Source organism: Amycolatopsis sp. lyj-112 (genome assembly GCF_046549055.1).
Taxonomy (GTDB): Bacteria; Actinomycetota; Actinomycetes; order Mycobacteriales; family Pseudonocardiaceae; genus Amycolatopsis.
This window is the reverse complement of the sequence record NZ_JAJPWS010000005.1, coordinates 335,932-362,340: the sequence shown is the minus strand read 5'-3', so window position 1 is coordinate 362,340 and position 26,409 is coordinate 335,932. Positions and strand designations below refer to the sequence as shown.

Sequence of the window (26,409 nt, the reverse complement as noted above, 5' to 3'; positions counted from 1 at the left end):
CAGAATGGGCCGGGTCAGCGTGCGGGGCGCCACAACGGCAAGATGGCAGGGTGGGTTACGACGCGCTGCTTTGGCTTTCGTTCGGTGGTCCCGAGGGACCCGACGAGGTGATGCCGTTCCTGGAGAACGTCACGCGGGGCCGGGGGGTCCCGAGGGAACGGCTGCTCGAGGTCGCCGAGCACTACCAGCACTTCGGCGGGGTTTCGCCGATCAACCGCCTGAACCGCGACGCGATCTCCGCGGTGGAGAAGCAACTCGCGACGGCGGGGATCGACCTGCCCGTCCACTTCGGCAACCGCAACTGGCAGCCGATGGTCGAGGACACGCTCGCGGAGATCACCCGGGCCGGGGCGCAACGCGTCCTGGTCTTCCCCACGAGCGCGTACGGCGGCTACTCCGCCTGCCGTCAGTACGACGAGGACATCGAGCGCGCCCGCGCCTCGGTCGGCGATGGTGCGCCGGAACTGGTGAAGCTGCGGCAGTTCTTCGACCACCCGCTGTTCGTCGGGGCCATCGCCGACGCCGTCCGCGCCGCGCACGCGGAACTGGGGAACCCGCCCGGAACCCGGACGGTCTTCTGCGCCCACTCGGTGCCCGAGTCCGCCGACGCCGCGTCGGGACCGCCCTCGGAAGGCGGCCGCCGCTACTCGCGCCAGATCGCCGAAGCCGCCCGCCTCGTCGCCGCCGAAGCCGGGATCGAAGGCTACGACGTCGTCTGGCAGTCGCGTTCCGGCCCGCCGCAGGTGCCGTGGCTGGAGCCGGACATCGTCGACCACATCGACGCGCTGCACGCGGAGGGCGTCACGTCGGTCGTGGTCTGCCCGGTGGGTTTCGTGTCCGATCACCTCGAAGTGATCTGGGACCTCGACAACGAGGCCGCCGAGCGCGCCGCGGAACTCGGCATGGGCTTCGCGCGCGCCGCCACTCCGGACACCGACCCGCGGTTCGCGGAGCTCGTCGTGGAACTAGTGCGGGAGCACACGGAGGGCTTGCCGGCGCGGAAGCTTTCGCCGTTCCCGGCGGCGGGATGCACGGTCAACGGGGCGCCCTGTGCCGTCGGATGCTGCGAGCCCGCGAAACGACCTGCTCGCTAGTGCCGGTCGGCCTGGTCCGCGAACACCCGCACCGCTTCGTTGATCGCCGCACAGCGCGCATGGCGGACCGCCTCGGTCAACGGCCGTAGCGCCTCAGAGCGCCGAAGCGCCGCGGACGCGGACAGTGCCCCGCCCGGATCGTCCGATTCGGCGATCGCGAGGATCGCCGCGATCTCCTCCGACCGCTGAAGCACCCGCAGCGAGCGGCCGGGCATCCCGGCGGGCCAGGGTGAATCGGTGGCCGACTTCAGCCGCGCCGAAAGCTCCGCACGCACGCCTCGCCGCTCGCTGGCGACGTCGAGCGTCTGCAGCGCACCGGCGCTCGCCCGGATCGCGTCGGTGAGGCCGTGTTCGGCCTCGCCCAGCGGGCGGTACTCGAGCGCACCCGGCATCGGCACCGAGTACACGGTCCATCGCATCAGGCCCTCGGCGATCGCTTCCGGGATCACGCCGAATCCGAGATCCGGCAGGATAACGGCCTCTCCGGTCCGTAGCGCGGCCTCGGTGAACGCGCCGCCACCGCCGAGGCCGCGGACGTCGCCGGGCACCGGAAGGAGCAACTGCATGCTCTTCGCGCCCTGCGAGCGCAGGGCGAGCAGCAACTGGACCGGGGTGGCCGCGCGGTTGAACGCGAGCGGCAGGTCGAACGCTTCGGCGGCCGCGGCATCCGCGGCGACGACGTCGTGGGCCTCTCCCCAGACCAGCAGGGCGTCAAGGACGTCGTCGGAGGCGGCGGCTCCGTTCAGCCACGCGGAGGTCCAGACCGCAAGGGTCGCACTGGATCGGCACACCGGACTGATTTTAGTCGTGCTTCGAACGAAACCGGGAAATGGGCGCGTTAACACCGTCCTTGACATCCTCCGATCGAGCCGAGGGCTCTCCGGCACCTGGAGTTGCTTCACGTCGACGGAACGCCGATCGCGACGTAGCGTCGAACGGGTGAACGACGTTCCCGCATCTTTCCCCCGGACAGCCGGGGAGCTCCGCGCGGCCGGTCACCCGCCGCGCTCGATCAAACAGGAACTGCACGACAACCTGCTCACCAAGCTCCGGGCGGGGGACGACCCCTGGCCCGGGATCGTCGGCTTCTCGCGCACCGTGCTGCCGCAGCTGGAACGCGCGCTGCTGGCCGGCCACGACATCGTCCTGCTGGGTGAACGCGGTCAGGGCAAGACCCGGCTGCTGCGTACCCTCGCGGGCTTGCTCGACGAATGGACGCCCGTCATCGAGGGCGCCGAACTGGCCGAGCACCCGCTCGACCCGATCACCCCGGAATCGCGGCGGCGGGCCGCCGAACTCGGCGACGCCCTGCCGGTGACCTGGCGTCACCGCAGCGAGCGGTACACCGAAAAACTGGCCACACCGGACACTTCGGTCGGTGACCTGATCGGCGACGTCGACCCGGTGAAGGTCGCGGAAGGCCGCAGCCTCGGCGACCCGGAGACCATCCATTTCGGACTCGTCCCGCGGGCGCACCGCGGGATCGTGGCGATCAACGAACTGCCCGACCTCGCCGAGCGCATCCAGGTCGCGCTGCTGAACGTGATGGAGGAGCGCGACATCCAGGTGCGCGGGTACACCCTGCGCCTGCCGCTGGACGTGCTCCTGGTGTCGACGGCCAACCCGGAGGACTACACCAACCGCGGCCGCATCATCACCCCGCTCAAGGACCGTTTCGGCGCCGAGATCCGGACGCACTACCCGCTCGACGTCGAGGCCGAGATGGCCGTCGTCAAGCAGGAGGCGCATCTGGTCGCCGAGGTCGGCGAGCCGCTGCTGGAGGTGCTCGCGCGGTTCGTGCGGAACCTGCGCGAGTCGCCGGTGATCGACCAGCGGTCCGGCATCTCGGCCCGGTTCGCGGTGGCGGCGGCGGAAACCGTGGCCGCGGCCGCGTTGCGCCGGTCCGCGCTGATCGGCGAGGAGCCCGCGGTGGCGCGTCCGGTCGACCTCGACGCGGTGCCCGGCGTGCTGCGCGGCAAGCTCGAATTCGAGCCGGGGGAGGAAGGCCGCGAGACCGAACATCTCGTGCACCTGCTCCGCCGGGCGGTCGCGGAGACGGCCCGTTCGCGGTTCGCCGGGTTGGACCTCCTGCCGCTGGCCGACGCCGTCGCGGACGGACATCTGGTCTCGACCGGGGAACGCGTGGCGGGCAAGGACGTTCTTGCCGCGCTGCCGGAACTTCCCGTGCTCCACGACGTCGCGGCCAGGGCCGGGGTGAGCCCGGACGAACCGGCCGGGCGGATCGCGGCGGCGGTCGAACTGGCGCTGGAATCCCTGTTCCTGTCGCGGAAACTCGCCAAGGACTCCGACGACACGACGACCGTCTACGGCCGATGACCTCCCTCCCTGATGGGTACTCGTACGGGCCGTGGCACGACGGTCCGGATCCGCTCGCGCCGCCCGCGGATCTGCGGGACGCGCTCGACGAGATCGGCCAGGACGTGATGGCGGGGGCCTCGCCCCGGTCCGCGCTGGAAGAACTGCTGCGACGCGGGACTCCGCGTACCGCCGGGCTTGACGAGCTGACCCGGCGGCTCTGGCAGCGCCGGTCGGAGATCCAGCGCCGTCACCGGCTGGATGGCACGCTCCAGGAGGTCCAGCAGCTGCTGGATCAGGCGCTGGAAGCCGAGCGGCGCGAGTTGTTCCCCGATCCGGACGACGACGCCCGGTTCCGGGAGGCGCAACTGGACGCGCTTCCGCCGGGAACGGCCGCGGCCGTGCGCGACCTCGCCGAGTACGACTGGCGTTCGCCGCGGGGCAGGGAGAACTACGAGAAGATCCGTGACCTCCTCGGCCGTGAACTGCTGGATTCCCGTTTCGAAGGGATGAAGGAGGCGCTGCGCAACGCCGGCCCGGAGGACATCGAGCGGGCGAGCCGGATGCTCACGGACCTCAACGCCCTGCTCGCAGCGCACACGCAGGGCCGCGAGGACGTTCCCGAGCGGTTCGCCGAATTCATGCGTGAGCACGGCGAGTTCTTCCCGGAGAGCCCGAAGAACGTCGAGGAACTGATCGACGTCCTGGCCGCCCGCGCCGCGGCCGCGCAACGGATGCTGAACTCGATGACCCCGGAGCAGCGGGCCGAACTGGCCGAACTGTCCCAGCAGGCGTTCGGCGATCCCCGGCTCGCGCAGCAGCTGTCCACTTTGGACTCCCAGCTGCGGGCGCTGCGGCCTGGCGAGGACTGGACGTCTTCGGGGCGCTTCCGCGGGGACGATCCGCTCGGTCTCGGCGAGGGCGCCCGCGCGATGTCCGATCTGGCCGAACTGGACGCGCTGGCCGAACAGCTCGGCCAGTCCTATCCGGGTGCGAGGCTGGAGGACATCGACGTCGAGGCGCTCGAACGCCAGCTCGGCCCGGATGCCGGCGTCGACGTCCGGCGACTGTCCGAACTGGAACGCGAGCTCCGGCGGCAGGGCCTGTTCGAACGCGCTCCCGACGGCTCGCTTCGGTTGTCTCCCAAGGCACTGCGACGGCTCGGCGAGACAGCCCTCGCGGACGTCGTCAACGCGTTGCGTGGCAAGGCGGGGCAGCGGGAGACCGAGTCGGCCGGCGCGGCGGGCGAGCCGACCGGCGCGAGCAGGCCGTGGCGGTTCGGGGACATGCAGCCGTGGGACGTCTCCAGGACGGTCCGCAACTCCGTCCTCCGCTCGGTTTCGGTGGGGGAGCGGGCCGTGCGGATGGACGTCTCCGACGTTGAGGTGATCGAGACAGAGCACCGGTCGCGCGCGGCGGTGGCGTTGCTCGTGGACACCTCGTGGTCGATGGTGCAGGAGGGCCGCTGGCTGCCGATGAAGCGGACGGCGCTCGCGCTGCACCAGCTGATCAGCACCCGTTTCCGCAACGACGCGCTCCAGCTGATCACTTTCGGGCGCCATGCGATGGCCGTCGAACTGGCCGAACTGGTGGGCCTGGAGGGCGCCTGGGAACAGGGCACCAACGCCCACCACGCGCTGTTGCTGGCCGGGCGGCACCTGCGTCGTCATCCCGACGCGCAGCCGGTGATCCTGATGGTCACCGACGGCGAGCCGACGGCGCATCTGGAACCGGACGGCACGGCGGAGTTCGACTACCCGCCCCAGCCGAGGACCTTGCTCAAGACACTGTCCGAAGTGGACAGGATGGCCAAGCTCGGTGCGTCGGTGACGGTGTTCCGCCTCGGGGACGACCCGCGCCTGACCGCGTTCGTCGACCTGATCGCCCGCCGCTCGGGCGGTCGCGTCGTCGCGCCCGATCTCGACGGGCTCGGTGCCGCGGTGGTCGGCGACTACCTGCGGACCCGGAAGCGGTAGGTCAGCGCGTCGTTATCTCCGCGCGGCCGCGGAGGCCGTGCCCCTACGCTGGGCCGATGGGGTATCCGGTGGGGAAGGTCGCGGCGTGGTCCGGGGTCACCGTGCGCACGCTGCACCACTACGACGAGATCGGCCTGCTGTCGCCGGGCGGGCGCACCGGCGCGGGCTACCGCAGCTACAGCGACGAGGATCTCGACCGGCTGCAGCGCATCCTGTGCTACCGCGAACTCGGGTTCGGCCTCGACGCGATCGCGAAGATCGTCGACGACCCGGGCATCGACGCGCTGGAGCACCTGCGGCGGCAGCGAGAGCTGCTGGAAGGGCGGATCGGCGAGCTGACGCGGATGGTCGAGTCCGTCGATCGGGTGATCACCGCGAAAGAGGTCGGGGGCGCGCTGACCCCGGAGGAGAAGTTCGAGGTCTTCGGCGAGTTCCACGAACCCGAGGGCTACGCCGAGCAGGCCGTCCGGCGGTGGGGCGACACCCCGCAGTGGCGGGAGGCGGCCGTGCCACTGTCCAAGGAGGAGTGGATCGAGGCGGAGAAGGTCCGCCAGGACTGGGTCCGCCGGCTGCTCGACGTCGTCGACTCGGGCGCTCCCGCCGACAGCGACCGCGCGATGGACCTCGCCGAGGAACACCGGCGGATGCTGGCGGCGTTCATGGGCGAGTGCGGCTACCCGATGCACCGCGAGGTCGCCGGGATGTACGCCACCGAACCGGTCCAGCTGGGGTTCCTGGTGCGCGCGCCGGACCAGCGCCCGGGGATCGGCGAGTACATCCGGGACGCCGTCCACGCGAACGCGGCCAGGGCCGGGGAACGATGATTTCGGTTACTCCGGTCGAGATTCCTTCCCACCGGACGGGAACGGCGCGCCTGCTCCGCTTACAGTCGAGGTATGCAGACTTGGTCATCGGTCGACGTGCCCCGTGTTCCCGGCACCCCCCGTCCGCTGCGGCTCCACGACACCGCGACGGGGCAGATCCGCCCCACCGCGCCCGGGGCCACCGCCCGGATGTACGTCTGCGGCATCACGCCGTATGACGCCACGCACCTGGGACACGCGGCCACGTACCTGACATTCGACCTGGTGAACCGCCTGTGGCGGGACGCCGGGCACGAGGTCCATTACGTCCAGAACGTGACGGACATCGACGAGCCGCTGCTGGAGCGCGCCGCGCGCGACCAGGATGACTGGGTCGTCCTGGGCATGCGCGAGACGGCGCTGTTCCGGGAGGACATGGTCGCGTTGCGCGTCCTGCCGCCGCGGCAGTTCGTCGGGGCCGTCGAGAGCATTCCCGAGATCGTCGAGGTCATCGCGAAGCTGCTGGCGAACGGCAGCGCCTACCGCGCCGACGACCCGGAATACCCGGACATCTACTTCGACCACAACGCGACCGGCCATTTCGGCTCCGAGTCGAACTACGACGCCGAGACCATGGCCAAGTTCTTCGCCGAACGCGGCGGCGACCCCGACCGGCCCGGCAAGCAGCACCCGCTCGACGCGCTCCTGTGGCGGATGGCCCGGCCGGGTGAGCCGTCGTGGGAGTCCGAACTGGGCGAGGGGCGACCGGGCTGGCACATCGAGTGCAGCGCGATCGCGGTCAACCGGCTCGGCCTCGGATTCGACGTCCAGGGTGGCGGCTCGGACCTGATCTTCCCGCACCACGAGTACAGCGCCGCGCACGCGGAAGCCGTCGCGGGGGACCGGCCGTTCGCGCGGCACTACGTCCACGCCGGCATGATCGGGCTCGACGGCGAGAAGATGTCGAAGTCACGCGGGAACCTCGTGTTCGTCTCGCGGCTGCGTGCCGACAAGGTCGACCAGGGCGCCGTCCGGCTCGCCCTGTTCGCCGGCCACTACCGCACGGACCGGCCGTGGAGCGCGCAGCTGCTCGCGGACGCGGAGGGCCGGCTCGCCCGGTGGCGTGACGCGGTCTCGCACGGCACCGGCCCGGCCGCCGAGGACACGGTCGCCCGGCTCCGCGACCACCTGACGGACGACCTCGACACCCCCAAGGCGCTCGCCGCCATCGACGCCTGGGCGGAAGAGGCGCTGAAGCGGTCGGGCAAGGATCCGGCGGCCCCCGGCCTGATCCGCAACGCCGTCGACGCACTTCTCGGCATCGAACTCTGAGGCAACATGGTCCGTGAAGGCCACCTTGAGGGACTCAGAGTCCCTCAAGGTGGCCTTCACGGACATACAAATGTATAACGACCTATACCGCGAGCCGACCCGCTTCCAGCCGAAGGTGCTCGCCCGCCCAATCACGCCGCAGCCATCGATCGTGAGAAGCGATGACGACGGCACCCGGCGCGGTGTCGAGCGCGGCGAACAACTCCTCGGCCAGGGTGAGCGAGATGTGGTTCGTCGGCTCGTCGAGCAGCAGGACCTCCGGGGGATCGGCGACCAGCATCGCCAGCGCGAGCCGCCGCCGCTGCCCGACCGACAGGGCGCCGACGCTGGTTCCGAGATCGCGGGGAGCCAGCAGGCCCAGACCTCGTAGCGCCGGAGCGTCCTCTCCGAGCGCGTCGGCGTAGGTCCGCTGCGCCGACCGATCGGGCTCGGCGAACACGACATCCTGGGCCAGCATGCCGATCCGCACCCCGCGTCCGCAAAGGACGGTGCCGGCCTCCGGGGTCAGCGAGCCGTCGAGCACGGACAGGAGCGTGGACTTGCCCGCGCCGTTCCCGCCGGTGATCAGGAGCCTCGACGTCGTGGTGATGTCGAGCGTCTCCAGCCGCAGCCGGCCGGGGATGTCGAGGCCACGCACCGAGATCGCCGTCTTGTCCTCACCGGGCTTTCCGGTCAGTTCGGCCTGGAATCTCAGCGGGGCGGGAGGTTTCCGCACCTGGTCGCGTTCCAGTTCGTCCAGGCGGAGTTGTGCGTTGCGGACCCGCCGCGAGATCTGCTTCTGTACCCTCCCGGTCTTGAAGTCGTAGAGCATCTTGGCGTTGTCACGCTGCGGCCGGTTGTGCGCGACGTTGCGCGCGGTGACGGCCACCGATTCGCGCAGTTCCTTCAGTTCGTCCTGTTCCTCGGAATAGCGCTGTGCCCAGCGCGCCCGTTCGGCCCGTTTCTGGTCCAGGTAGTCGGAATACGTCCCGCCGTAGCGGGTCGGCCCGCCCAGCGCCGGGTCGAGGTCGACGATGTCGGTGCAGACGGCGTCGAGGAAGACGCGATCGTGCGACGACAGCACGAGAACCCCGGTCAGCGACGCGAGGTGGTGTTCGAGGAACTCCATCGCGGCGTCGTCGAGGTGGTTCGTCGGTTCGTCCAGGATCAGCGTTCCCGGCCGCCGGATCAGCAGCGCGGCCAGGCCGAGCCGGGACCGTTGCCCGCCCGACAACGTGCCGAGCCGTCGCCCCGGATCGATGCCGCCGAGCCCGAGACCCGCGCACACGACCTCGGCCCGCCGGTCGGCGTCCCAGAGATCATGCGCCTGGGCCCATTCGAGCGCGGTGCCGTACTCGTCGAGCACCGCCGCGTCGTCCGGGCGTTCCGCGAGCGCTTCGGTCAGTTCGTCGAGTCTCGCCGACGCCTGCCGGATCTCGGCGAGCGCGTCGTCGACGACGTCGGAGAACCGGGCCGTCAGCGAGAAAGGCAGTTCCTGCAAGAGGAACCCGAGGTCGTCGCCGCGGAGAACTTCACCCGCATCGGGCTCTTCGACACCGGCCAGCAGCCGCAGGAGCGTGGACTTCCCGACGCCGTTCTCGCCGACCAGGCCGAGCCGTTGCCCGGCGGAAGCGGTGAGGTCGACGCCGTCGAGCACGACGCGGGCGCCGTAGGAGTGGACGAGGTCCTTGGCGATCAAGGAAAGGGAAGCAGACATACGACATCACCGCGTTTCGGAGCAGGAGGGATCCCGCCGGGCCTTGTCGCTTACGGGAGCCGTGCTCGACCGAAGCCGCCTCGGAGCGGGGGAGGGGATGCGGTGTCAGTTGTCCATGATGGGAGGAGTCTAACGCAACCCATGTAGCGTTAGTCAACCCCTTTGCTTCAAGTCACTCGGAACGCAGCCGCGCGGCCTCTTGTTCGGCGAAGCCGCGGCCGTCGGTCATGACGCCGAGCAGGGCGGCGAGCTGGCGCCGGTCGAGCCTGCCGAGGCGGTCGCCGAAGAACCGGGCCATGGGGGCGTAGAGGTCGGCCACGTCGCCGAGCCGGTCGGGGAGCGGCCTGATCAGGAGGCGACGGCGGTCGGCCGGATCGGGGACGCGTTCGACCAGGTCCTGTGTCTCCATCCGGTCGAGCATCCGCGTCACGGCGCCGGTGGTCATGCCGAGGGCGCGTGCCAGCTCGGTGGGGGAGGTCGCGGCGCCGCTGATCACCAGCTGGAGCCCGTGCAGCTCGGTGGCGCTGATCCCGAGACGCTCCGCCATGGCCGTCTGGAAGAGCACGGTCGCACTGACGAAGCGGGGGATCTCCAAAGCCGCCGCGGTGGCGAGTTCTCGCTGGTCAGGCATAGGGCTTCCTTGCGCAGTAGTTGACATACGCAGTTACTGAGCTGTGCAGCAGCTGCCTCGGCAAGGGTATCGAGGCCGGTTGACAAGCCTGAAGGCACCTGCAACTCTGAAAGAGAACTTTCGAAAGACTTCTTTCAGATTGGACAGGCGATGACCGCGTTGCCGCCGCGGAAGCGGATCGAAGACGTCGAGCTGATGCGGGCGCTGGCGCATCCGCTGCGTTCGGCGCTGCTGGACCACCTGATGGCGGTGGGGCCGCGGACCGCGAGTGAATGCGCGACGGCCGTCGGATCGAGCGCCTCCAACATCAGCTGGCATCTGCGCCAGCTCGCCCAGCACGGCCTGGTCGAGCGGGTCGAGGGGGAGGACGGGCGGGAACGGCCGTGGCGCGCCTGCCAGGTCGGCCTCGAATTCGGCGACGACCCGACGCTGCACGGGGCGCAACTGGCGGTCATGGGCACGACGCTCGCGCGGGAGCGGGAGCTGACCGAGCGCTACCTCGACGCCGCCGACCGGCTCGACAAGGACTGGCAGGACTCCTCCGGGATCAACACGTACTCCTTGCGCGTGACCGCGGCGGAACTGGACAAGCTGATCGAGGGGATCGACGCGCTCGTGCGGCCCTATGTCGGTGCGATCCGGGAAGACGCGCCCGAGGAGGCCCGGCCGGTGCACCTGGGGTTGCGGGCGTTCCTGCGCATCGACGCGGAAGGAAATCCGAGCACATGAAACTGCTGAGAGAGCCCGCCTTCGCGCGGCTGTGGATCGCCGCGTTCTTCTCCGAGACCGCCGAATGGATGCTGCAGATCGCGCTGCCGGTGTTCGTCTTCCAGGCGACCGGTTCGGCGGCCACGACGGCGTTGAGCATCGTGCTCGGCCTGCTGCCCGCGGTCCTGCTCAGCCCGGTCGCCGGGGTGATCGCGGACCGCTGGAACCGGCGGCTGGTGCTGTGCGTGGTGTGCGCCGGGCAGGCTGTCGTGGCGCTGCCGCTGCTGTTCGTCGCGTCCGGCGGCCCGGTGGTCGTCCTCTACGTCGTCATGGCCGGGCAGGCGGCGCTGGCTTCGCTGTTCGAGCCCACCCGGAACGCGCTGGTGCCGGAGCTGGTCGCCCGGGACGAGCTGATCGGCGCCAACGGCCTCATGAGCATCAACGGCAGCGTCGCGCGCCTCGCCGGGGGCTGGGCGGGCGGCCTTCTGCTCGGTTTCGGCGGACTGGGCTGGGTCGTCGTGGCCTACCTCGGCGTACTCGTGATCGCTTCGGCGCTGCTGGCGCGCCCGTTCGAACGTGCCGCGGCCCCCGCGCCGTCGGGGCCGCACGAGCCGGTGTTGCGGGCGTGGCTCGACGGTCTCCGCGAGATCGGCCGCGACGGACGGCTGCGGCTGGCAGGTGTCGTCGTGGTCCTGACTTCGCTGGCACAGGGGATGTTCCTGGTGCTGTTCGTGGTCTTCGTGCTCGACATCCTCGACGGCAGCGAGGGCGACGTCGGCCTCCTGCGCGGGGTGCAGGCGCTCGGCGGGCTGGCCGCGGGATTCGCCGTCGCCACCTTCGCCCGCAAGGTCGCGCCCGCCGCGCTGCTCGGCTGGGGCGGGCTCGCGCTCGGCCTGTGCTCCGTGCTGATCTGGAACCTGCCCGCGCTGACCGCGTCGCTGGGTGTCTACATCGGACTTTTCGGGCTCGTCGGCGCGCCGGGGGTGCTGGCCGGTTCGGGGATGCTCTCGCTGATCCAGACCGCGGCGTCGCCGGAACGGTCCGGCCGGGTGCTCAGCACGATGTTCGCCGGGATAGCCGGGTTCACCGCGCTGGGCGCGCTGCTGACCGGTGGGCTGATGAGCGCGCTGGGCGCCGGTGTCCTGCTGAACCTGCAGGCGGGGCTGCACGTCGTCTCGGCACTGATCGTGCTGGGCGTGATGGCGTCCGGCCGGTTACGCCAGGATGCGGTCTTGGCGGTTCCCCGGTCCGAGTGAAGCTACGGTGGTGGAGTGCCGCATCTCTTCGCCACCAGCGACCTCCACGTCACCCACGAGGGCAATGCCCCGATCGTCGACGAGGTCGTGCCCCGGACCCCGGACGACTGGCTGCTCGTGGCCGGTGACGTCGCCGAACGTGCCGAGTCCGTGATCGAGGTGCTCAAGACGCTGCGGGAGCGGTTCGCGAAGGTCGTCTGGGTGCCCGGCAACCACGAACTCTGGACCACCCAGAAGGACGAATGCCAGCTTCGCGGGCAGGCGCGCTACGAGCACCTGGTCGAGCGATGCCGGGAGATCGACGTACTCACCCCGGAGGACCCGTACCCGGTCTGGGAACACCAGGAGAAACCGCTCACCATCGCCCCGCTGTTCGTCCTGTACGACTACAGCTGGCGCACTCCGGCGGCCGAAGGGCTGCCGCTGCAGAAGGCCGTCGACCAGGCACGGGACGCCGGCGTGCTCTGCACGGACGAGTTCTTCCTGCACCCCGACCCGTATCCGAGCCGGCAGGCCTGGTGCGCCGACCGGGTCAAGATCAGCACGGAGCGGCTGGAGGCGATCCCCGAAGACCACGGGACGATCCTGATGTCGCACTGGCCGCTGCACCGCCACCCGACCGCGCCGCTGTACTGGCCGGAGTTCGCGCTGTGGTGCGGGACCACCGAGACCGAGGACTGGCACCTGCGGTTCCGGACGGAGGTCGCCGTCTACGGGCACCTGCACATCCCGCGGTCGACCGAGGCGGACGGGGTGCGGTTCGAGGAGGTTTCGCTCGGCTATCCGCGCGAGTGGCGGAAGCGGGCACGGGGGCCTATCCCGCTGAGGCGCATTTTCTGAGGTCGCTCAGGTTTCCCGGATGTCATGAAAGGGTCTTTCAGGACAAAATTCGTCCTGAAAGACCCTTTCATGACACTCACGAATAACGCGAGCTAGCCGCGTCCGGGCCCGTCCTGCCCGGGACGCCGCCGCCGCAGGTACCGCTCGAACTCGGCCGCGATCTTGTCCCCGCTCACGTCGTCGAGCGTGAACTCGGTTTCCGCGTCGCCGCGCTCCTCGAGTCCCCGCACGTACTCGGTGATCTCTTCGTCCTCTTCGGCCATGTCCGTGACCGTCCGCTGCCACTCCTCGGCCTGCTCGGGCAGCGCGCCGAGCGGGATCTCGACGTCGAGGACGTCCTCCAGCTTGTGCAGCAGCGCGAGCGTGGCCTTCGGCGACGGCGGGTGCGAGACGTAGTGCGGCACGGCCGCCCAGATCGACACCGCCGGGACACCGGCCTGGACGCAGTAGTCCTGGAGGACGCCGACGATGCCGGTCGGGCCCTGGTAGTTGTTCAGTTCCAGGCCGAACTTCGACGCGGTGTCCTTGTCGTACGCCGTCCCGGTGACCGGCACGGGACGGGTGTGCGCGGTGTCGGCCAGGAGCGCGCCGAGAGTGACGACGGTGGCGACTTCCAGCTGATGGATGTGTTCCAGCAGTTCGTCGCAGAAGGCGCGCCAGCGCATATTCGGCTCGGGGCCCTGGACCAGGACGACGTCCCGGTTGAGACCTTCCGGACGGCACACCGAAAGACTGGTCGTCGGCCAATCGACCCTTCGGGTGACACCGTCCACCATGCGTACGGTCGGTCTGCTCACCTGGAAGTCGTAGTACTCGTCCGGGCTCAGCTCGGCCAGCGGTGTCGCATCCCAGTTCAGCTGAAGATGTTCGACGGCCCGGCTGGCCGCGTCACCTGCGTCGTTCCAGCCTTCGAAGGCCACCACCATCAGCGGCTTGGTCTCATCCGGGCGGTCGCGGCCGGGCCGCTGGGTCTCGTCGACGGGCTCACTCACCGGACCAGCCTACGACCAGGCGGCCGTACGCTGTTGAGCATGTCCGATCGCCTTTCGTCACCGCTGCTCGACGCGTTGCGTACTCGAGTCCTGGTAGCCGACGGCGCGAGACCACCACTTTCGGTGCGAACTACTCCGCGAACCTGGATTAATAAGACATTCCGGACCGGAGTTTCGAACTCTCCGAAAGGGTGCGCGGCTCGCGTGTGAGGTCGCCGGCGAGTACACGCCGCCGGAGCGCCCGCGGTACAGCCTCGGCTACCGTGGAACCCGGGGCCGGCCGGCTCCCGAACAGCCGACCGATGCGATCGTCTGCCACCACCCGGAGGCGAAGTACTTCACCACCTGAGAACTAGGGGGAACCGTGACCGAACCGTCCACACTGGACGGACTCGCCGCCGTGCTGTGGGATATGGACGGCACGCTGGTCGACTCGGAGAAGCTATGGGACGTCGCCCTCTACGAGGCCGTCGAATCCCTCGGCGGCACGCTGACCGAGGAGCAGCGCCTCAGCCTCGTCGGGTCCAATATGGACGACACGGCCGCGTTCCTGCTCGAAGTCTGCGGCAAGGCCGTCACCGCCGAGTCGGTCGCGGAGATGGGCGAGTGGATCCGGCGGCGCACGGCCAATCTCTTCGACGGCGCCCTTCCGTGGCGCCCCGGTGCCCAGGAACTCCTGGAGCTGCTGCGCGCGGAAGGGGTGCCGATGGCGCTGGTCACCTCCACCGAGCGGTCACTGACCGAACTCGCGCTCAACACCATCGGCCGCGAGTACTTCGCCGCCACCGTGTGCGGTGACGAGGTCGAGGGGCTGAACAAGCCGAACGCGAGGCCGTACCAGCTCGCCGCCGAACTGCTGGGCCTCCCGGCTTCGCGGTGCGTGGCGATCGAGGATTCCCCGCCCGGCGCGGCATCCGCCGCCGCCGCGGGTTGCGGGGTCCTCGTGATCCCGAACGACGTCGAGGTCCAGCCGGGGGAGCGGCTCACCTTCCGCTCGTCACTGGTCGGGCTCGACGTGCCCGCGCTGACCGCGCTCCTGCCCTGACCGCCATGTCGCGTTTCCGCTAGACCTCGGCCGTCCGCTCGGTGATGCTTGCCTGGTGCATGAAGATTTCGAGCGGTGCGTACGGGCGGTGCAGGCGAAGGACGGCCGTTTCGACGGATGGTTCTTCACCGCCGTCCTGACCACGCGGATCTACTGCCGGGCGAGCTGCCCGGTCGTCCCGCCCAAACCCGAGAACATGACGTTCTACCCGAGCGCGGCGGCCGCGCAGGAAGCCGGTTTCCGCGCCTGCAAACGGTGCCGGCCGGACGCGAGTCCCGGCTCCCCGCAATGGAACGAGCGCGCGGACCTGGTGGCGAGGGCGATGCGGCTGATCGCCGACGGCGTCGTCGACACCGGCGGGGTGAGCGGCCTGGCGTCGCGGCTGGGCTACAGCGTCCGGCAGGTCGAGCGGCATGTGCGCGCCGAACTCGGCGCGGGCCCGCTCAGCCTCGCCAGGGCGCAGCGCGCGCAGACGGCGCGCCTGCTGATCGAGACGACGAGCCTGTCGATGATCGACGTCTCGCTGGCCGCCGGCTTCGGCAGCGTCCGCACCTTCAATGACACCGTCCGCGAGGTCTTCGCGCTGTCCCCGACGGAACTGCGGGCGCGCGTCCGCACCGAACCGGCCACCGCGCCCGGGACGCTGTCGCTGCGCCTGCCGTACCGGAAGCCGCTGTTCCCGGACAACCTCTTCGGCCACCTCGTCGCGACCGGCGTCCCCGGCGTCGAGGAGTGGCGCGACGGCGCCTACCGGCGGACGCTGCGGCTCCCGCACGGTCCCGCCCTTGTCGCGCTGAAGCCGGAGGACGGCTACATCGGCTGCCGTCTCACCCTCTCCGACCTGCGTGACCTCTCGACCGCGATCAGCCGCTGCCGCCGCCTGCTCGACCTCGACGCCGACCCGGTCGCGGTCGACGACCTCCTGGCCCAGGACCCGATGCTCGCGCCGATGGTGGCCGCCGCCCCCGGCCGCCGGGTGCCCCGGACCGTCGACGGCGACGAGTTCGCCGTCCGCGCCGTGCTGGGGCAGCAGGTGTCGACCGCCGCCGCGCGGACCCACGCGGCCAGGCTGGTCGTCGCGCACGGCGACCCGATCGAGGACGCGGAAGGCGGCCTGACCCACGTCTTCCCCGACGCCGAGGCGCTCGCGGCCCTCGACCCGGAAAGCCTCGCGATGCCGCAGAGCCGTCGGCGCACGCTGCTCGGGCTCATCGCCGAACTGACCGAGGGCGACCTCGACCTCGGGGCCGGCAGCGATTGGCTGCGAGCCCGGGAGCGACTGCAGGCCCTGCCGGGCTTCGGCCCGTGGACCGTCGAGAGCATCGCGATGCGCTCGCTCGGCGACCCGGACGCGTTCCTGCCGACCGACCTCGGCGTCAAAGTCGCCGCGAAGGAATACGGGCTGAACCCGGCCGCGCTCGTCGAGCACGGCGAACGCTGGCGCCCGTGGCGCGCCTACGCCGTCCAACACCTCTGGGCGACCGGGGACCATCCGATCAACCGGCTGCCCGCAGCATGAGCAGGAGCACTATGCGCACCCACACCGTCATCGGCAGCCCGTACGACCCGCTGACCCTGGTCGCCGACGGCGAGGGCCTCTGCGGCCTGTACATGGTCCAGCAGCGGCACCGCCCGGCCGAGGAGACCTTCGGCCATCCCGATCCGGGCGCGCCTGTCTTCGTGGAGACCGAGAGACAGCTGAAGGAGTACTTCGCCGGTCAGCGAACGGATTTCGACCTTCCGCTCAGCTTCGGCGGTACCGAATTCCAGCGGATGGTCTGGGAAGGCCTGTGCGCGATCCCATATGGCGAGACGGTGTCGTATGGCCGGCTCGCCGACCGGCTCGGGCGGCCCACCGCGTCGCGGGCGGTGGGGCTCGCCAACGGGAAGAACCCGATCGGGATCATCGTGCCGTGTCACCGGGTCGTCGGGTCCACCGGTGATCTCACCGGCTACGGCGGTGGTATCGAACGGAAGCGGCAGCTACTGGACTTCGAACGTGCGGGGGTGACGTTGTTCTGAGGTGTGATGAGGGCGGCGACACACCGGCCCGGGGCAGCGCGGCGCGAGCGCGGATGGAAGGATCTCCAGACTGTGAAGACCTTCGATGAGCTGTTCGCCGAGCTTGCCGACCGGGCCCAGACGCGCCCCGACGGTTCAGGCACCGTCGCCGCGTTGGACGCGGGAGTGCACGCCCAGGGCAAGAAGGTGCTCGAAGAAGCGGGCGAGGTGTGGATCGCCGCCGAGCACGAATCCGACGACAGGCTCGCGGAGGAGATTTCACAGCTGCTGTACCGGGTACAGGTGCTCATGCTCGGCCGTGGACTGTCGACAGAGGACGTTTACCGGTACCTGTGACGCCTTCGCGTCCGGAGAACCAAGGAGAAGCAATGCTGCGTGTAGCCGTGCCGAACAAGGGAGCCCTCGCCGCCGCCGCGACGGAGATGCTCGGCGAGGCCGGCTACCGCAAGCGACATGAGGCTCGCGACCTGACCGTGCTGGACGCGGTCAACGAGGTCGAGTTCTTCTTCTTGCGCCCCAAGGACATCGCGATCTACGTCGGCTCCGGTGACCTGGATCTCGGCATCACCGGCCGCGACCTCGCGCTCGACTCGGGCGCCCCGGTTGAGGAGATCCTCGCTCTCGGCTTCGGTGGTTCCACGTTCCGGTACGCCGCACCGGCCGGCCGGGAGTGGAAGGCCGAGGATCTGCACGGCAAGCGGCTCGCGACGTCGTACCCGCGGCTGGTCCGGGAGAACCTGAAGAAGCGCGGTGTCGAGGCCGAGGTCATCCGCCTCGACGGCGCCGTCGAGATCTCGATCCAGCTCGGCGTGGCCGACGCCATCGCCGACGTCGTCGAGTCCGGTCGCTCGCTGCGCCAGCACAATCTCGTGGCCTTCGGCGACCCGATCTGCGTGTCCGAGGCGGTGCTGCTCCAGCGTGCGAGCACCGAGCACACCCGCGCCAAGGATCAGCTGAAGGCACGGCTGCAAGGCGTCGTCTTCGCCCAGCACTACATGATGCTGGACTACGACTGCCCGCGTTCCCTGATGGAGGCGGCCATCGCGATCACGCCGGGCCTCGAGTCGCCGACCGTCGCGCCGCTCGCGGACGACGACTGGGTGGCCGTGCGGGCGATGGTTCCGCGCAAGGAGGTCAACCGGATCATGGACGAACTCGCCGAAACCGGCGCCAAGGCCGTCCTTGCTTCGGACATCCGGGCGTGCCGACTCTAGTTCCCGATGCTATGAACGGCCCGTTACTTGCAAAATTTGCAAGTAACGGGCCGTTCATAGCGCGCTATCGAGGGCGGTTCGGCTTCTTGGGCATGAGGTCGTAGAGCTTCTTCCGGGCGCCGTTGTCGTTGGCACTGCGCGCCACCGACACCTCGGTGATGAAGTCCTCGAAGACGAAGTCCTCATCCGCCGGCACGATCGCCGGGGCCGGGTGGTTCCGCAGATATCCGTCCAGGGTTTCCGCGATCTCCCGGAACGACAGCGCCTGCAGGGTTTCCGGCGCGTACGTCGTCACCGGCACGCCGTGCGCGGCGGCTTCGTTCATCACTACGCCGAGCGGGACGTGCGACAGCATCGGGATGCCGAAGCCGTACAGCTCCTGCAACGCCGCCGCCGCGTAGTGCGAGATCGGGCGGCGGTAGAGGCCCGGCACGATGCCGTAGTAGGCGATCGGCGGACGGCCGACGGTCTGTTCGACGTAGCGCACCTGGTCCGAAAGCAGGCGTAGCGCGCGGATGCTCGTCCGGTCCGGCTGCACCGGCACGAGGATCCCGTGCGACGCGGCCAGCGCGTTGTTGGTCAGCACGTCGAGCGCCGGCGGGCAATCGATGATGACGTGGTCGTAGTTCGCGAACTGGATGACCCTGGCCAGCTGCCAGCCCGGAACCCGGAACTGGTCCAGCCGCCGGATCAGGTCGAACATCCCCGGCGACGTCGGGATCACGTCGAACGCGCCACCTCGCCCGAGGTTGCTGCGCGGATGGTGGACGGCCAGGTCCTCGATCGGGCCCTTCCACACCTTGGTCAGGGCTTTCGCCAGGCTGGGCATGTCCGGGGCCACCTCGTCCAGACCGAGGATCTCGGTGGTCGCGTGGCCCTGTGGGTCGAGGTCGATCAGCAGCACCCGGCGGCCGCGTTCGGCCAGTGCGGCTGACGCGCCCACGCTGAGTGAGGTCTTACCGACCCCGCCTTTCTGGTTGACCACCGAGGTGATCTGCATGCCGAAGCGCTCCCTGCGTCTGTTGTTCCGGGAAGGCTATTGGAAACACGCCGAGAATGCGCGTCTATCAGCCCGCCTGTCGCGGCCGCACCAGCAGCGCCTGAGCCCCCGAGGCGATCGGCCCGGACACGTCGTGCAGCGTGGTCGTCGCCGTGCCGACACCGTTCGGGCCGATCAGCGTGGCCGCGTCGACGCCGATCCAGTCGCCCAGCGGCGGGCGGCGCAGGTGCACGGTCAGTTCCGAGTTGATGAACCACCACTGCCGCGGGTCGAGGAAGTTGGAGATCCCGTTGCCCGAATCCGCCAGGACGAACAGCCGCTGCAGCGCGCTCGGCTTCTCCCCGTCGACGAGGGCGACGCGCTGACGTCCCCAGACCGTCGCAGGACCGGGTTCGTCCAGCGCGCCCTTCACCCGGCGCCACTCGACGGCCTCCAGGTAGCCGCCGTGCCAGCCTTCCGGCCAGTTCGACGTCGGCCGGCCGTCCGGAGACGGCAGGGCAGGGCCTTCGGGAGTCGCGACCGCGGTGGTGTCCGACGTCGCGATCCGCCACGCCGTCGCCCTGGCGACGACCCGCTCGCCGGCGGTGATTTCGGCCTGGAGCAACTCGACCGACCGGCCCGGCCGCTCCAGCCAGGACCGCACCGAGAGTTCCTTCATCGGGGCGGGACCGAGGATCTCGATCGTCACCCGGGCTAGCTGGCTCGCGTGCGGTGCCTCGACCTCTTCGAGCGCGCGGACCAGTAGCGCCGAGGGCGGCCCGAAATGCTGCGCGTCCGGCGTCCAGGGGCCTGCGGTGTGGACGGTCGGGACGAACCCGCCGTCGCCCGACGGGACGTAAAAGGCTTCTGTCACACCGAGCACCCTAATCCGCACGGTCCAAAACGGACTCTTCACCGGGATCCGGCTCGGGCCAGCCGGGGTAGGGCGGGGGAGTGCCGCCGTACTGCGGGCACACCGCCTGGTGATCGCACCACGCGCACAGTTTGCTGGGATTGGGCCGGAAATCCCCGGTCTTGCCCGCTTTGAGGATCGCCTGCCAGATCGCCTCGAGCGTGCGCTCGAACCGGATCAGCTCCGCCTCGTCGGGCGTGTAGGCCAGGGACTGCCCGTCGGTCAGGTACATCAGTTTGAGCTGGCGCGGCACCACTCCGCGCAGGCGCCACAGCACCACGGCGTAGAACTTCATCTGGAACATCGCCTTGGCCTCGCCGATTTCCCGCGGCGCGGCGCCGGTCTTGTAGTCGACTACGCGGATCTCGCCGGTCGGCGCGACGTCGAGCCTGTCGACGTAGCCGCGCAGCAGCACACCGGAGCCCAGTTCGATCTCGACGTGCAGCTCGCAGGCCTCGGGCTCCAGCCGCCGCGGGTCTTCGAGGCCGAAGTAGGAGTCGAGAAGCTGCTCGGCCGAAGCGAGCCAGGACGTGACGGCCTCGGGGTCGTCCTGATCGAACAGGTCGATCCATTCCGGACGTTCCGCGGACAGGACCTCCCATGCCGGCGCGAGGAGCTCCTTGGCCTGCGGGGGAGTGCGATCGGCCTGCGGGAGGGCGAACAGCCGCTCCAGCACGGAGTGCACCAGCGTGCCGCGCAGCTGGGCCTTGGTCGGGATCTCGGGCAGCCTGTCGACCGCGCGGAAGCGGTAGAGCAGCGGGCACTGCTTGAAGTCGCTGGCACGCGACGGGGACAGGGCCGGCCGACGGCGCGGGACTTCGGCGCCGGGCGGCGGATCGGCGGTGACCGTGTCGGTGTCGGGCATGCAGGGAGGGTAACGCCGAGCACCGACACTTCCGACACTGACAGTTCCGGGGAGGGAACACACCGGAGCGGCAGGACCGACACCACCCGGACGGGCCGGGCGGGTTACCGGTACCCCACACCTCGGCATCTACGCTCTGATCCATGGCGGTGACGGGTGAGCAGGGTCCGCCTCGACGAGGCGTGGCGCCCGAGGGCGGGCTCCTGCTGTTCCGCGTGTCCGGAATCCCCGTATTGCTGGCGCCGTCCTGGTGGATCGGCTCGCTCATCATCGTGGTGCTCTACACGCCCTTGGTGGGACGGCTGCTGCCCGGCGCGAGCACGCTGACGTCGTGGCTGCTCGCTGCCGCGTTCGCCGTCCTGCTCGGACTTTCGGTGCTGGCGCACGAACTCGGGCACTGCCTCGTGGCGCTGCGCCTGGGCATCCCGGTCCGGCGGCTGCGCCTGTTCCTCCTCGGTGGACTGTCCGAGGTCGCCCGGACACCCCGGCAGCCGCGGCAGGAAGGCCTCGTAGCCGCGGCGGGTCCGGCGGTTTCGCTGCTGCTCGGTGCTTTCTGCGGTCTGCTCATGTTCGCCGTGCCGCCGGACGGCGCGGTGTGGCTGCTCATCGCCGAATGCGCCGTCGCCAACCTCGCGGTCGGGATCTTCAATCTCCTGCCGGGTCTTCCGCTCGACGGCGGGCGGCTGGTGCGCGCCGGGGTCTGGGCCGCCACCGGGCAACGGGAGAAGGGCACCCGGGCCGCCGTCGTCGGTGGCGGTCTCGTCGCGGCCGGGCTGCTCGTCTGGGCGCTCTGGGGACTCGCGGCCGGCAGCGAGGATCGCTGGCTGCGGCTCGGTGTCTGCGTCGTGACGGCCTGGTTCGTGATCCTCGGCGCGCGCAGCGAACTCGCCGCCGAGTCACGCCGCGGCTGGCCCGAAGGAGTGCGGCTGAGCGAGCTGATCCGGCCCGTTCTCCAGCTGCCCGCGGAAAGCCCCGTCTCGGACGCGCTGGCCGCCTCCGCGGGCCGTGGGGTGGTCCTGGTGCGCGCCGACGGTGTCGCGGCGGGACTGCTCGACGAGACGGCCGCCGCGCAGCTGGCCGGAACGTCGCCGCACGCGCCCGCCGAGATGGCCGCGGAACCGATCCGTGCCGACACGGTGCTGCTTTCCTCGGAGTCCGGTGAGGAGATCGCCGCGCGGGTCCGGGAAACGGCCGCATGGCAGTTTCTCGTGGTGGACGACGAAGGCAGGCCCGCGGGCGTGCTCCGGCGTGAAGACCTGCGAGCCGCGATGACCCGGAGCCGACCCCCGGCGTAGCGCGGGACGACCACCTGCGAGGATCGGTCGTCGATCAGGGTGTTCGTGGCTATGGAGGTTCAGTGTCGGTCCGAGGGCCGTTTCGTGTTGGTGACCGGGTTCAGCTGACCGACTCCAAGGGGCGGCACTACACCATGGTGCTCGCCGAGGGACAGGAATATCACACCCATCGCGGTGCGCTGGCGCACGACGACGTGATCGGGGCGCAGGAGGGTTCGGTCGTCACTTCGGCCGGCGGCAGCCACTATCTGGCGCTGCGCCCGCTGCTGCCGGATTACGTGCTGTCGATGCCGCGCGGCGCGCAGGTGATCTACCCGAAGGACGCCGCGCAGATCGTGATGTGGGGCGACATCTACCCGGGCGCGCGCGTGCTGGAGGCGGGCGCCGGATCCGGTGCGCTGACCTGTTCGTTGCTGCGGGCGGTCGGTTCGGAAGGCACCGTCCAGTCCTACGAGATCCGGGACGACCACGCCGAGCACGCCGAGCGGAACGTCGAGAAGTTCTTCGGCGGCAAGCCGGACAACTGGTCGCTGACGGTCGCGGATCTGTCGACGCACACCGGCGAGGTCGACCGGGTGGTGCTCGACATGCTGGCGCCCTGGGACCAGCTGGAGAACGTCGCCGCGCAGCTGGTGCCCGGTGGTGTGCTCACGGTCTACGTCGCGACGGTCACGCAGCTTTCGCGGATCACCGAAGCCTTGCGGGATCAGCAGTGCTGGACCGAGCCGGAGTCGTTCGAGACGCTCATGCGGCCCTGGCACGTCGTGAGTCTCGCCGTGCGGCCGGATCACCGGATGGTCGCGCACACCGCGTTCCTGCTGACCGCGCGCCGTCTCGCCGACGGGACCGTTTCGCCCCGCGTCCACCGCCGCTCCGGCAAGGGATGAAACGGATATAGACCGACAAAGGCCCCGTGGGACAGCGAACGTCCTGCGGGGCCTCTTTCGCGACACGCCCGGGCTCACATCACGGAACGCACCATTTTCCGTCGCGTTTCTTGAGCGGGAACGGGGTGTCCTTCTGGCCGCCGGCGCCTTCGACGTGAACGGTCACGGTGGCGGAGTCGCCACCGACCGACGGCGGGTCCGGGACGGTCGCGGTCACCTTGCCCGCGGCCTCCCATTTCCGTTTCAGCTCGGCCAGATCGGCCGACGACTGCTGCACGCAGGTGAGCTTGCCGAACGCCGTCGCGTCGTGATTGACGATGGCCGCGGCGATCGCCTCGCCGACCACCTCGACCGCCGCCACGTCCGGATCCACCGGGACGGGCCGGGACGAACTCGGCCAGGGCGGCGGTGCCGCGGCGCTCGACGCGGCCGGGTCGGAGCCGGACGGGGCCACGAGCAGCAGCCCCACCACGACACCGGCCACGACCGCGCCGACCACCGCCGCTGTGGCGGTGAGCTTGCGGCTCACCGTCACCGGAGCGTCACTTCTTTTCGGCCTTGATGTCCTTGAGACACCACACGCCCGACTCCTTGGCCGCGGTGATGGTGCCCTCCGCGACCTTGGTGCCCTGGGTCGCCCGGTAGCGCCCGGTCGCCCGGTCACCGCTTTCCTTGGCGGGTTCGGTGATCTCGAGCTTGATGGTCTCGAGGGGCTTGCCGTCGTCCTTGGGGTTCTCACTGCGGCAGACCAGGTCGAGGAAGGCCTTCTTGTCGCCGCCGCTGTAAGAGGCCGCGGCACCCTCGAAGACGTCCTGCGGGGTGGCCTTGCCGCCGGGCGCGGGGCCGGAGCCCCTGCTGGCGGAGGTGCTCGGCGAGCTCGACTTGCTCCTGGTGGAACCCGAGGCCGAGGTCTTCGGGGCCGATGAGCCCGTCGGAGCCGCACTGCTGGAACCGGGAGGCGGCGCGGCGGTGTTGTTGCCGTCGTCACCCGAGTTCAGCGCGATGACCAGTGCGGTGACCCCGCCACCGACCAGGACGACGGCACCGACCGCGATGCCGACGATGAGCCCGGTCTTCTTTTTCTTCGGCGGCTCGCCGTAGCCACCGCCTTCCGGCGGATAGGCGTTGTAGCCGCCCTGTTGCTGACCGTACTGGTCCGGCTGCCCGAACTGCTGGGGCTGAGGGCCGCTCTGCGGGTAGCCGCCCTGCTGCTGACCGTACTGGTCTTGGCCGTATTGGCCCTGCTGGCCGTACTGGCCGGCACCGGGGTATCCCTGCTGCGGTTGGGGGCCGCTCTGCGGGTACCCGCCCTGCTGGCCGTACGGATCCTGGCCGTAGCCGCCGGGCTGCTGCGGCGGGTAGGTCATGGCTGTTGCCCCCTAGCTGTTCTGCGAAAATGCTCAACTCGAGTACCGGTTCGCCTGCCCGGCGAACGTCGGCCCGATGCTAGCCATCGAGCCGGATCGCCGCTCGATTAGGGCCGAACTGATACCGAGAACCCGTTTGCACCACGTAGGAGCCGGGAACTCGTCGCAGGTCAGGGCAGGTGGACGGATTGTGACCGTGGGCCTGGAGGGCCCGGCACCGGGATGGCCTCTTGCGCGGTGGGAACGTACGTGCTGTGTGGTCATCAGGAAGGCGACGCGCCGATCTTGTAATGCGGAAAGGCCTTTTCTTGTCGGTGATCGCCGGTACCGTGGAATGAAAAGCACTCCGAGGAGGTGCCCAATGCATCATGACCTTCCCGGAGGTCGGCGCGAGGAGGCCGACCCTTCAGAAACGACCGGACCTGGAATCACATCCGACGAGCAGGCACGTCAAGTTCGCTTCCTCGAGGAGGAAGTCGCTCTGCTTCGCCGGAAGCTCACCGATTCGCCACGCCAGAACCGAGTGCTGGAGCAGCGACTCGCCGAGGCGTCGGAACGTGTGAGCCAACTCACCGAACGCAATACGAAGCTGGTCGAGACGCTCCGCGAGGCGCGTGGCCAGTTGCTCGCGTTGCGAGAGGAGGTCGACAGGCTGGCCCAGCCTCCCAGCGGTTACGGCGTGTTCGTGACCGCTTACGAGGACAACACGGTGGACGTGTTCACCGCGGGCCGCAAAATGCGGGTTTCGGTCTCACCGGCGGTGGAGATCTCGTCGTTGCAGCGCGGACAGGCGCTGCGGCTCAACGAGGCGCTCACCGTGGTCGAGGGCGGTGACTTCGAGCGGATCGGCGAAGTCTGCGCGTTGCGTGAGGTACTGGCCCCGGACGTCGTGGGCGGAAGCCCTCGTGCGCTCGTGGTCGGGCACGCGGACGAGGAGCGGATCGTCCTGCTCTCCGATCCGCTGTCCGAACAGCGCCTCAAGCCGGGCGATTCGCTGCTGGTCGACTCGAAGGCCGGATACGCCTACGAGCGCGTGCCGAAGGCGGAAGTCGAGGATCTCGTGCTGGAGGAGGTGCCCGATGTCCAGTACGAGGACATCGGTGGCCTGAAACGGCAGATCGAGCAGATCCGAGACGCCGTCGAGCTTCCGTTCCTGCACGCGGACCTCTACCAGGAGTACCAGTTGCGCCCGCCCAAGGGTGTGCTGCTCTACGGGCCTCCTGGCTGCGGAAAGACCCTGATCGCCAAGGCGGTGGCCAACTCGCTCGCCAAGAAGGTGGCACAGGCGCGTGGCGACGCGGAGGACGGGAAGTCCTACTTCCTGAACATCAAGGGTCCTGAGCTGTTGAACAAGTTCGTCGGGGAGACCGAGCGGCATATTCGCCTGATCTTCCAGCGGGCCAGGGAAAAGGCCTCCGAAGGCACCCCGGTGATCGTGTTCTTCGACGAGATGGACTCGATCTTCCGCACTCGCGGTTCGGGCGTGTCCTCCGACGTGGAGACCACGATCGTCCCGCAGCTGCTCTCGGAGATCGACGGTGTGGAAGGGCTGGAGAACGTCATCGTCATCGGCGCCTCCAACCGTGAGGACATGATCGACCCGGCGATCCTGCGGCCGGGCCGGCTCGACGTCAAGATCAAGATCGAGCGTCCGGACGCCGAAGGCGCGAAGGACATCTTCTCCAAGTACCTGTCCGACGGTCTGCCGATCCACGCGGACGACCTCGCCGAGTTCGGCGGGGACCGTCGGGCGACGTTCGACGCGATGATCCAGCACACTGTCGAGCGGATGTACGAGGAGACGGACGAGAACCGGTTCCTCGAGGTCACCTACGCCAACGGTGACAAGGAAGTCCTGTACTTCCGTGACTTCAACTCGGGCGCGATGATCCAGAACATCGTGGACCGGGCGAAGAAGTCGGCTATCAAGTCGGTGCTGGAGACCCAGCAGCCCGGCCTGCGCGTGCAGCACCTGCTGGACGCGATCGTCGACGAGTTCGCGGAGAACGAGGACCTGCCCAACACCACCAACCCGGACGACTGGGCCCGGATCTCCGGCAAGAAGGGCGAGCGGATCGTCTACATCCGCACGCTCGTCACCGGCAAGAACCAGGATTCGGGGCGGGCCATAGACACCGCCACGAACACCGGTCAGTACCTGTAGTCAGAGCCGAAGGG

Annotated in this window: 25 protein-coding genes; 16 read left to right on the top strand and 9 right to left on the bottom strand. The window is 69.7% G+C overall.

The window, feature by feature from the left end:
- Nucleotides 1-50 precede the first annotated feature (50 nt).
- Nucleotides 51-1,094, top strand: coding sequence for a ferrochelatase (locus ACLJRL_RS20270; RefSeq protein ID WP_410657788.1), 1,044 nt, complete (start codon nt 51-53; stop codon nt 1,092-1,094).
- On the opposite strand, the gene ACLJRL_RS20265 is transcribed toward ACLJRL_RS20270, so the two are convergent.
- Nucleotides 1,091-1,885, bottom strand: coding sequence for a hypothetical protein (locus ACLJRL_RS20265; protein WP_410657787.1), 795 nt, complete (start codon nt 1,883-1,885; stop codon nt 1,091-1,093). The two genes, ACLJRL_RS20270 and ACLJRL_RS20265, sit on opposite strands and share 4 nt — an antisense overlap.
- A 148-nt stretch (nt 1,886-2,033) precedes the next feature.
- Here ACLJRL_RS20265 and ACLJRL_RS20260 point away from each other — a divergent pair, with 148 nt between their 5' ends.
- From ACLJRL_RS20260 to mshC, 4 genes are all read left to right on the top strand, one after another.
- Nucleotides 2,034-3,431 carry a sigma 54-interacting transcriptional regulator gene (locus ACLJRL_RS20260; protein ID WP_410657786.1) on the top strand — a complete coding sequence of 466 codons (1,398 nt, stop codon included), beginning with the start codon at nt 2,034-2,036 and terminating at the stop codon, nt 3,429-3,431.
- On the top strand, nt 3,428-5,386 hold the full coding sequence (locus ACLJRL_RS20255; RefSeq protein WP_410657785.1) for a vWA domain-containing protein: 1,959 nt from the start codon (nt 3,428-3,430) through the stop codon (nt 5,384-5,386). Before ACLJRL_RS20260 ends, ACLJRL_RS20255 begins: the two co-directional genes overlap by 4 nt.
- Nucleotides 5,387-5,442: 56 nt before the next feature.
- Nucleotides 5,443-6,210, top strand: coding sequence for a MerR family transcriptional regulator (locus tag ACLJRL_RS20250; protein WP_410657784.1), 768 nt, complete (start codon nt 5,443-5,445; stop codon nt 6,208-6,210).
- Nucleotides 6,211-6,282: 72 nt separating this feature from the next.
- Nucleotides 6,283-7,521 carry a cysteine--1-D-myo-inosityl 2-amino-2-deoxy-alpha-D-glucopyranoside ligase gene (gene mshC / locus ACLJRL_RS20245; RefSeq protein WP_410657783.1) on the top strand — a complete coding sequence of 413 codons (1,239 nt, stop codon included), beginning with the start codon at nt 6,283-6,285 and terminating at the stop codon, nt 7,519-7,521.
- Nucleotides 7,522-7,603: 82 nt separating this feature from the next.
- Here mshC and ACLJRL_RS20240 read toward each other — a convergent pair whose 3' ends face one another.
- Entirely contained in the window at nt 7,604-9,217 is a 1,614-nt protein-coding gene (locus ACLJRL_RS20240) for an ABC-F family ATP-binding cassette domain-containing protein (protein WP_410657782.1), read from the bottom strand.
- Between the two features lie 172 nt (nt 9,218-9,389).
- Nucleotides 9,390-9,848 (bottom strand): MarR family winged helix-turn-helix transcriptional regulator, encoded by a 459-nt coding sequence (locus ACLJRL_RS20235; RefSeq protein ID WP_410657781.1) that lies wholly within the window; start codon nt 9,846-9,848, stop codon nt 9,390-9,392.
- A 150-nt stretch (nt 9,849-9,998) separates the two neighbouring features.
- Here ACLJRL_RS20235 and ACLJRL_RS20230 point away from each other — a divergent pair, with 150 nt between their 5' ends.
- From ACLJRL_RS20230 to ACLJRL_RS20220, 3 genes are read left to right on the top strand one after another with little or no spacing between them, the layout of a single operon-like run.
- Nucleotides 9,999-10,577, top strand: a complete 579-nt coding sequence (locus ACLJRL_RS20230) for an ArsR/SmtB family transcription factor (protein ID WP_410657780.1) — start codon at nt 9,999-10,001, stop codon at nt 10,575-10,577.
- Nucleotides 10,574-11,812: an MFS transporter gene (locus ACLJRL_RS20225; protein ID WP_410657779.1), complete on the top strand. Its 1,239-nt coding sequence runs from the start codon at nt 10,574-10,576 to the stop codon at nt 11,810-11,812. The genes ACLJRL_RS20230 and ACLJRL_RS20225 overlap by 4 nt, the downstream gene beginning before the upstream one ends.
- A 15-nt stretch (nt 11,813-11,827) precedes the next feature.
- Nucleotides 11,828-12,652: a metallophosphoesterase family protein gene (locus tag ACLJRL_RS20220; protein ID WP_410657778.1), complete on the top strand. Its 825-nt coding sequence runs from the start codon at nt 11,828-11,830 to the stop codon at nt 12,650-12,652.
- A gap of 92 nt (nt 12,653-12,744) precedes the next feature.
- On the opposite strand, the gene ACLJRL_RS20215 is transcribed toward ACLJRL_RS20220, so the two are convergent.
- Complete coding sequence (locus ACLJRL_RS20215) at nt 12,745-13,644, bottom strand: PAC2 family protein (protein WP_410657777.1); 900 nt, start codon at nt 13,642-13,644, stop codon at nt 12,745-12,747.
- A 364-nt stretch (nt 13,645-14,008) separates the two neighbouring features.
- Between ACLJRL_RS20215 and ACLJRL_RS20210 the strand changes: the two genes are divergently transcribed.
- From ACLJRL_RS20210 to hisG, 5 genes are all read left to right on the top strand, one after another.
- Nucleotides 14,009-14,689, top strand: coding sequence for an HAD family hydrolase (locus ACLJRL_RS20210; protein WP_410657776.1), 681 nt, complete (start codon nt 14,009-14,011; stop codon nt 14,687-14,689).
- Between the two features lie 55 nt (nt 14,690-14,744).
- Nucleotides 14,745-16,208, top strand: a complete 1,464-nt coding sequence (locus ACLJRL_RS20205; RefSeq protein ID WP_410657775.1) for a DNA-3-methyladenine glycosylase 2 family protein — start codon at nt 14,745-14,747, stop codon at nt 16,206-16,208.
- Between the two features lie 11 nt (nt 16,209-16,219).
- Nucleotides 16,220-16,711: a methylated-DNA--[protein]-cysteine S-methyltransferase gene (locus ACLJRL_RS20200; protein ID WP_410657774.1), complete on the top strand. Its 492-nt coding sequence runs from the start codon at nt 16,220-16,222 to the stop codon at nt 16,709-16,711.
- Between the two features lie 72 nt (nt 16,712-16,783).
- Nucleotides 16,784-17,047: a phosphoribosyl-ATP diphosphatase gene (locus ACLJRL_RS20195; RefSeq protein WP_410657773.1), complete on the top strand. Its 264-nt coding sequence runs from the start codon at nt 16,784-16,786 to the stop codon at nt 17,045-17,047.
- Between the two features lie 32 nt (nt 17,048-17,079).
- Entirely contained in the window at nt 17,080-17,925 is an 846-nt protein-coding gene (gene hisG, locus ACLJRL_RS20190) for an ATP phosphoribosyltransferase (RefSeq protein WP_410657772.1), read from the top strand.
- A gap of 64 nt (nt 17,926-17,989) precedes the next feature.
- Here hisG and ACLJRL_RS20185 read toward each other — a convergent pair whose 3' ends face one another.
- The 3 genes from ACLJRL_RS20185 to ACLJRL_RS20175 all read right to left on the bottom strand — a co-directional run bounded on the left by ACLJRL_RS20185 (nt 17,990) and on the right by ACLJRL_RS20175 (nt 20,682).
- Complete coding sequence (locus tag ACLJRL_RS20185) at nt 17,990-18,925, bottom strand: ParA family protein (RefSeq protein WP_410657771.1); 936 nt, start codon at nt 18,923-18,925, stop codon at nt 17,990-17,992.
- A gap of 67 nt (nt 18,926-18,992) precedes the next feature.
- Nucleotides 18,993-19,778, bottom strand: a complete 786-nt coding sequence (locus ACLJRL_RS20180; RefSeq protein WP_410657770.1) for a thioesterase family protein — start codon at nt 19,776-19,778, stop codon at nt 18,993-18,995.
- A gap of 10 nt (nt 19,779-19,788) precedes the next feature.
- Complete coding sequence (locus tag ACLJRL_RS20175) at nt 19,789-20,682, bottom strand: RecB family exonuclease (protein ID WP_410657769.1); 894 nt, start codon at nt 20,680-20,682, stop codon at nt 19,789-19,791.
- A 143-nt stretch (nt 20,683-20,825) separates the two neighbouring features.
- On the opposite strand from ACLJRL_RS20175, the gene ACLJRL_RS20170 reads away from it, so the two are divergent.
- Nucleotides 20,826-21,977, top strand: a complete 1,152-nt coding sequence (locus ACLJRL_RS20170; RefSeq protein ID WP_410657768.1) for a M50 family metallopeptidase — start codon at nt 20,826-20,828, stop codon at nt 21,975-21,977.
- Between the two features lie 62 nt (nt 21,978-22,039).
- On the top strand, nt 22,040-22,864 hold the full coding sequence (locus ACLJRL_RS20165; protein ID WP_410657767.1) for a tRNA (adenine-N1)-methyltransferase: 825 nt from the start codon (nt 22,040-22,042) through the stop codon (nt 22,862-22,864).
- 79 nt (nt 22,865-22,943) lie between these two features.
- Here ACLJRL_RS20165 and ACLJRL_RS20160 read toward each other — a convergent pair whose 3' ends face one another.
- On the bottom strand, nt 22,944-23,399 hold the full coding sequence (locus ACLJRL_RS20160; protein WP_410657766.1) for a hypothetical protein: 456 nt from the start codon (nt 23,397-23,399) through the stop codon (nt 22,944-22,946).
- A 7-nt stretch (nt 23,400-23,406) separates the two neighbouring features.
- Nucleotides 23,407-24,231: a hypothetical protein gene (locus tag ACLJRL_RS20155; protein ID WP_410657765.1), complete on the bottom strand. Its 825-nt coding sequence runs from the start codon at nt 24,229-24,231 to the stop codon at nt 23,407-23,409.
- 361 nt (nt 24,232-24,592) lie between these two features.
- Here ACLJRL_RS20155 and arc point away from each other — a divergent pair, with 361 nt between their 5' ends.
- Nucleotides 24,593-26,395 carry a proteasome ATPase gene (gene arc / locus ACLJRL_RS20150; RefSeq protein WP_410657764.1) on the top strand — a complete coding sequence of 601 codons (1,803 nt, stop codon included), beginning with the start codon at nt 24,593-24,595 and terminating at the stop codon, nt 26,393-26,395.
- The last annotated feature ends 14 nt before the right edge of the window (nt 26,396-26,409 follow it).

Coding starts and splice junctions, on each gene's coding strand:
- mshC (WP_410657783.1), top strand. CDS start 6,283: ATGCAGACTTGGTCATCGGTCGACGTGCCCCGTGTTCCCGGCACCCCC.
- ACLJRL_RS20155 (WP_410657765.1), bottom strand. CDS start 24,231: ATGACCTACCCGCCGCAGCAGCCCGGCGGCTACGGCCAGGATCCGTAC.
- ACLJRL_RS20255 (WP_410657785.1), top strand. CDS start 3,428: ATGACCTCCCTCCCTGATGGGTACTCGTACGGGCCGTGGCACGACGGT.
- ACLJRL_RS20230 (WP_410657780.1), top strand. CDS start 9,999: ATGACCGCGTTGCCGCCGCGGAAGCGGATCGAAGACGTCGAGCTGATG.
- arc (WP_410657764.1), top strand. CDS start 24,593: ATGCATCATGACCTTCCCGGAGGTCGGCGCGAGGAGGCCGACCCTTCA.
- ACLJRL_RS20240 (WP_410657782.1), bottom strand. CDS start 9,217: ATGTCTGCTTCCCTTTCCTTGATCGCCAAGGACCTCGTCCACTCCTAC.
- hisG (WP_410657772.1), top strand. CDS start 17,080: ATGCTGCGTGTAGCCGTGCCGAACAAGGGAGCCCTCGCCGCCGCCGCG.
- ACLJRL_RS20200 (WP_410657774.1), top strand. CDS start 16,220: ATGCGCACCCACACCGTCATCGGCAGCCCGTACGACCCGCTGACCCTG.
- ACLJRL_RS20185 (WP_410657771.1), bottom strand. CDS start 18,925: ATGCAGATCACCTCGGTGGTCAACCAGAAAGGCGGGGTCGGTAAGACC.
- ACLJRL_RS20235 (WP_410657781.1), bottom strand. CDS start 9,848: ATGCCTGACCAGCGAGAACTCGCCACCGCGGCGGCTTTGGAGATCCCC.
- ACLJRL_RS20250 (WP_410657784.1), top strand. CDS start 5,443: ATGGGGTATCCGGTGGGGAAGGTCGCGGCGTGGTCCGGGGTCACCGTG.
- ACLJRL_RS20170 (WP_410657768.1), top strand. CDS start 20,826: ATGGCGGTGACGGGTGAGCAGGGTCCGCCTCGACGAGGCGTGGCGCCC.
- ACLJRL_RS20175 (WP_410657769.1), bottom strand. CDS start 20,682: ATGCCCGACACCGACACGGTCACCGCCGATCCGCCGCCCGGCGCCGAA.
- ACLJRL_RS20225 (WP_410657779.1), top strand. CDS start 10,574: ATGAAACTGCTGAGAGAGCCCGCCTTCGCGCGGCTGTGGATCGCCGCG.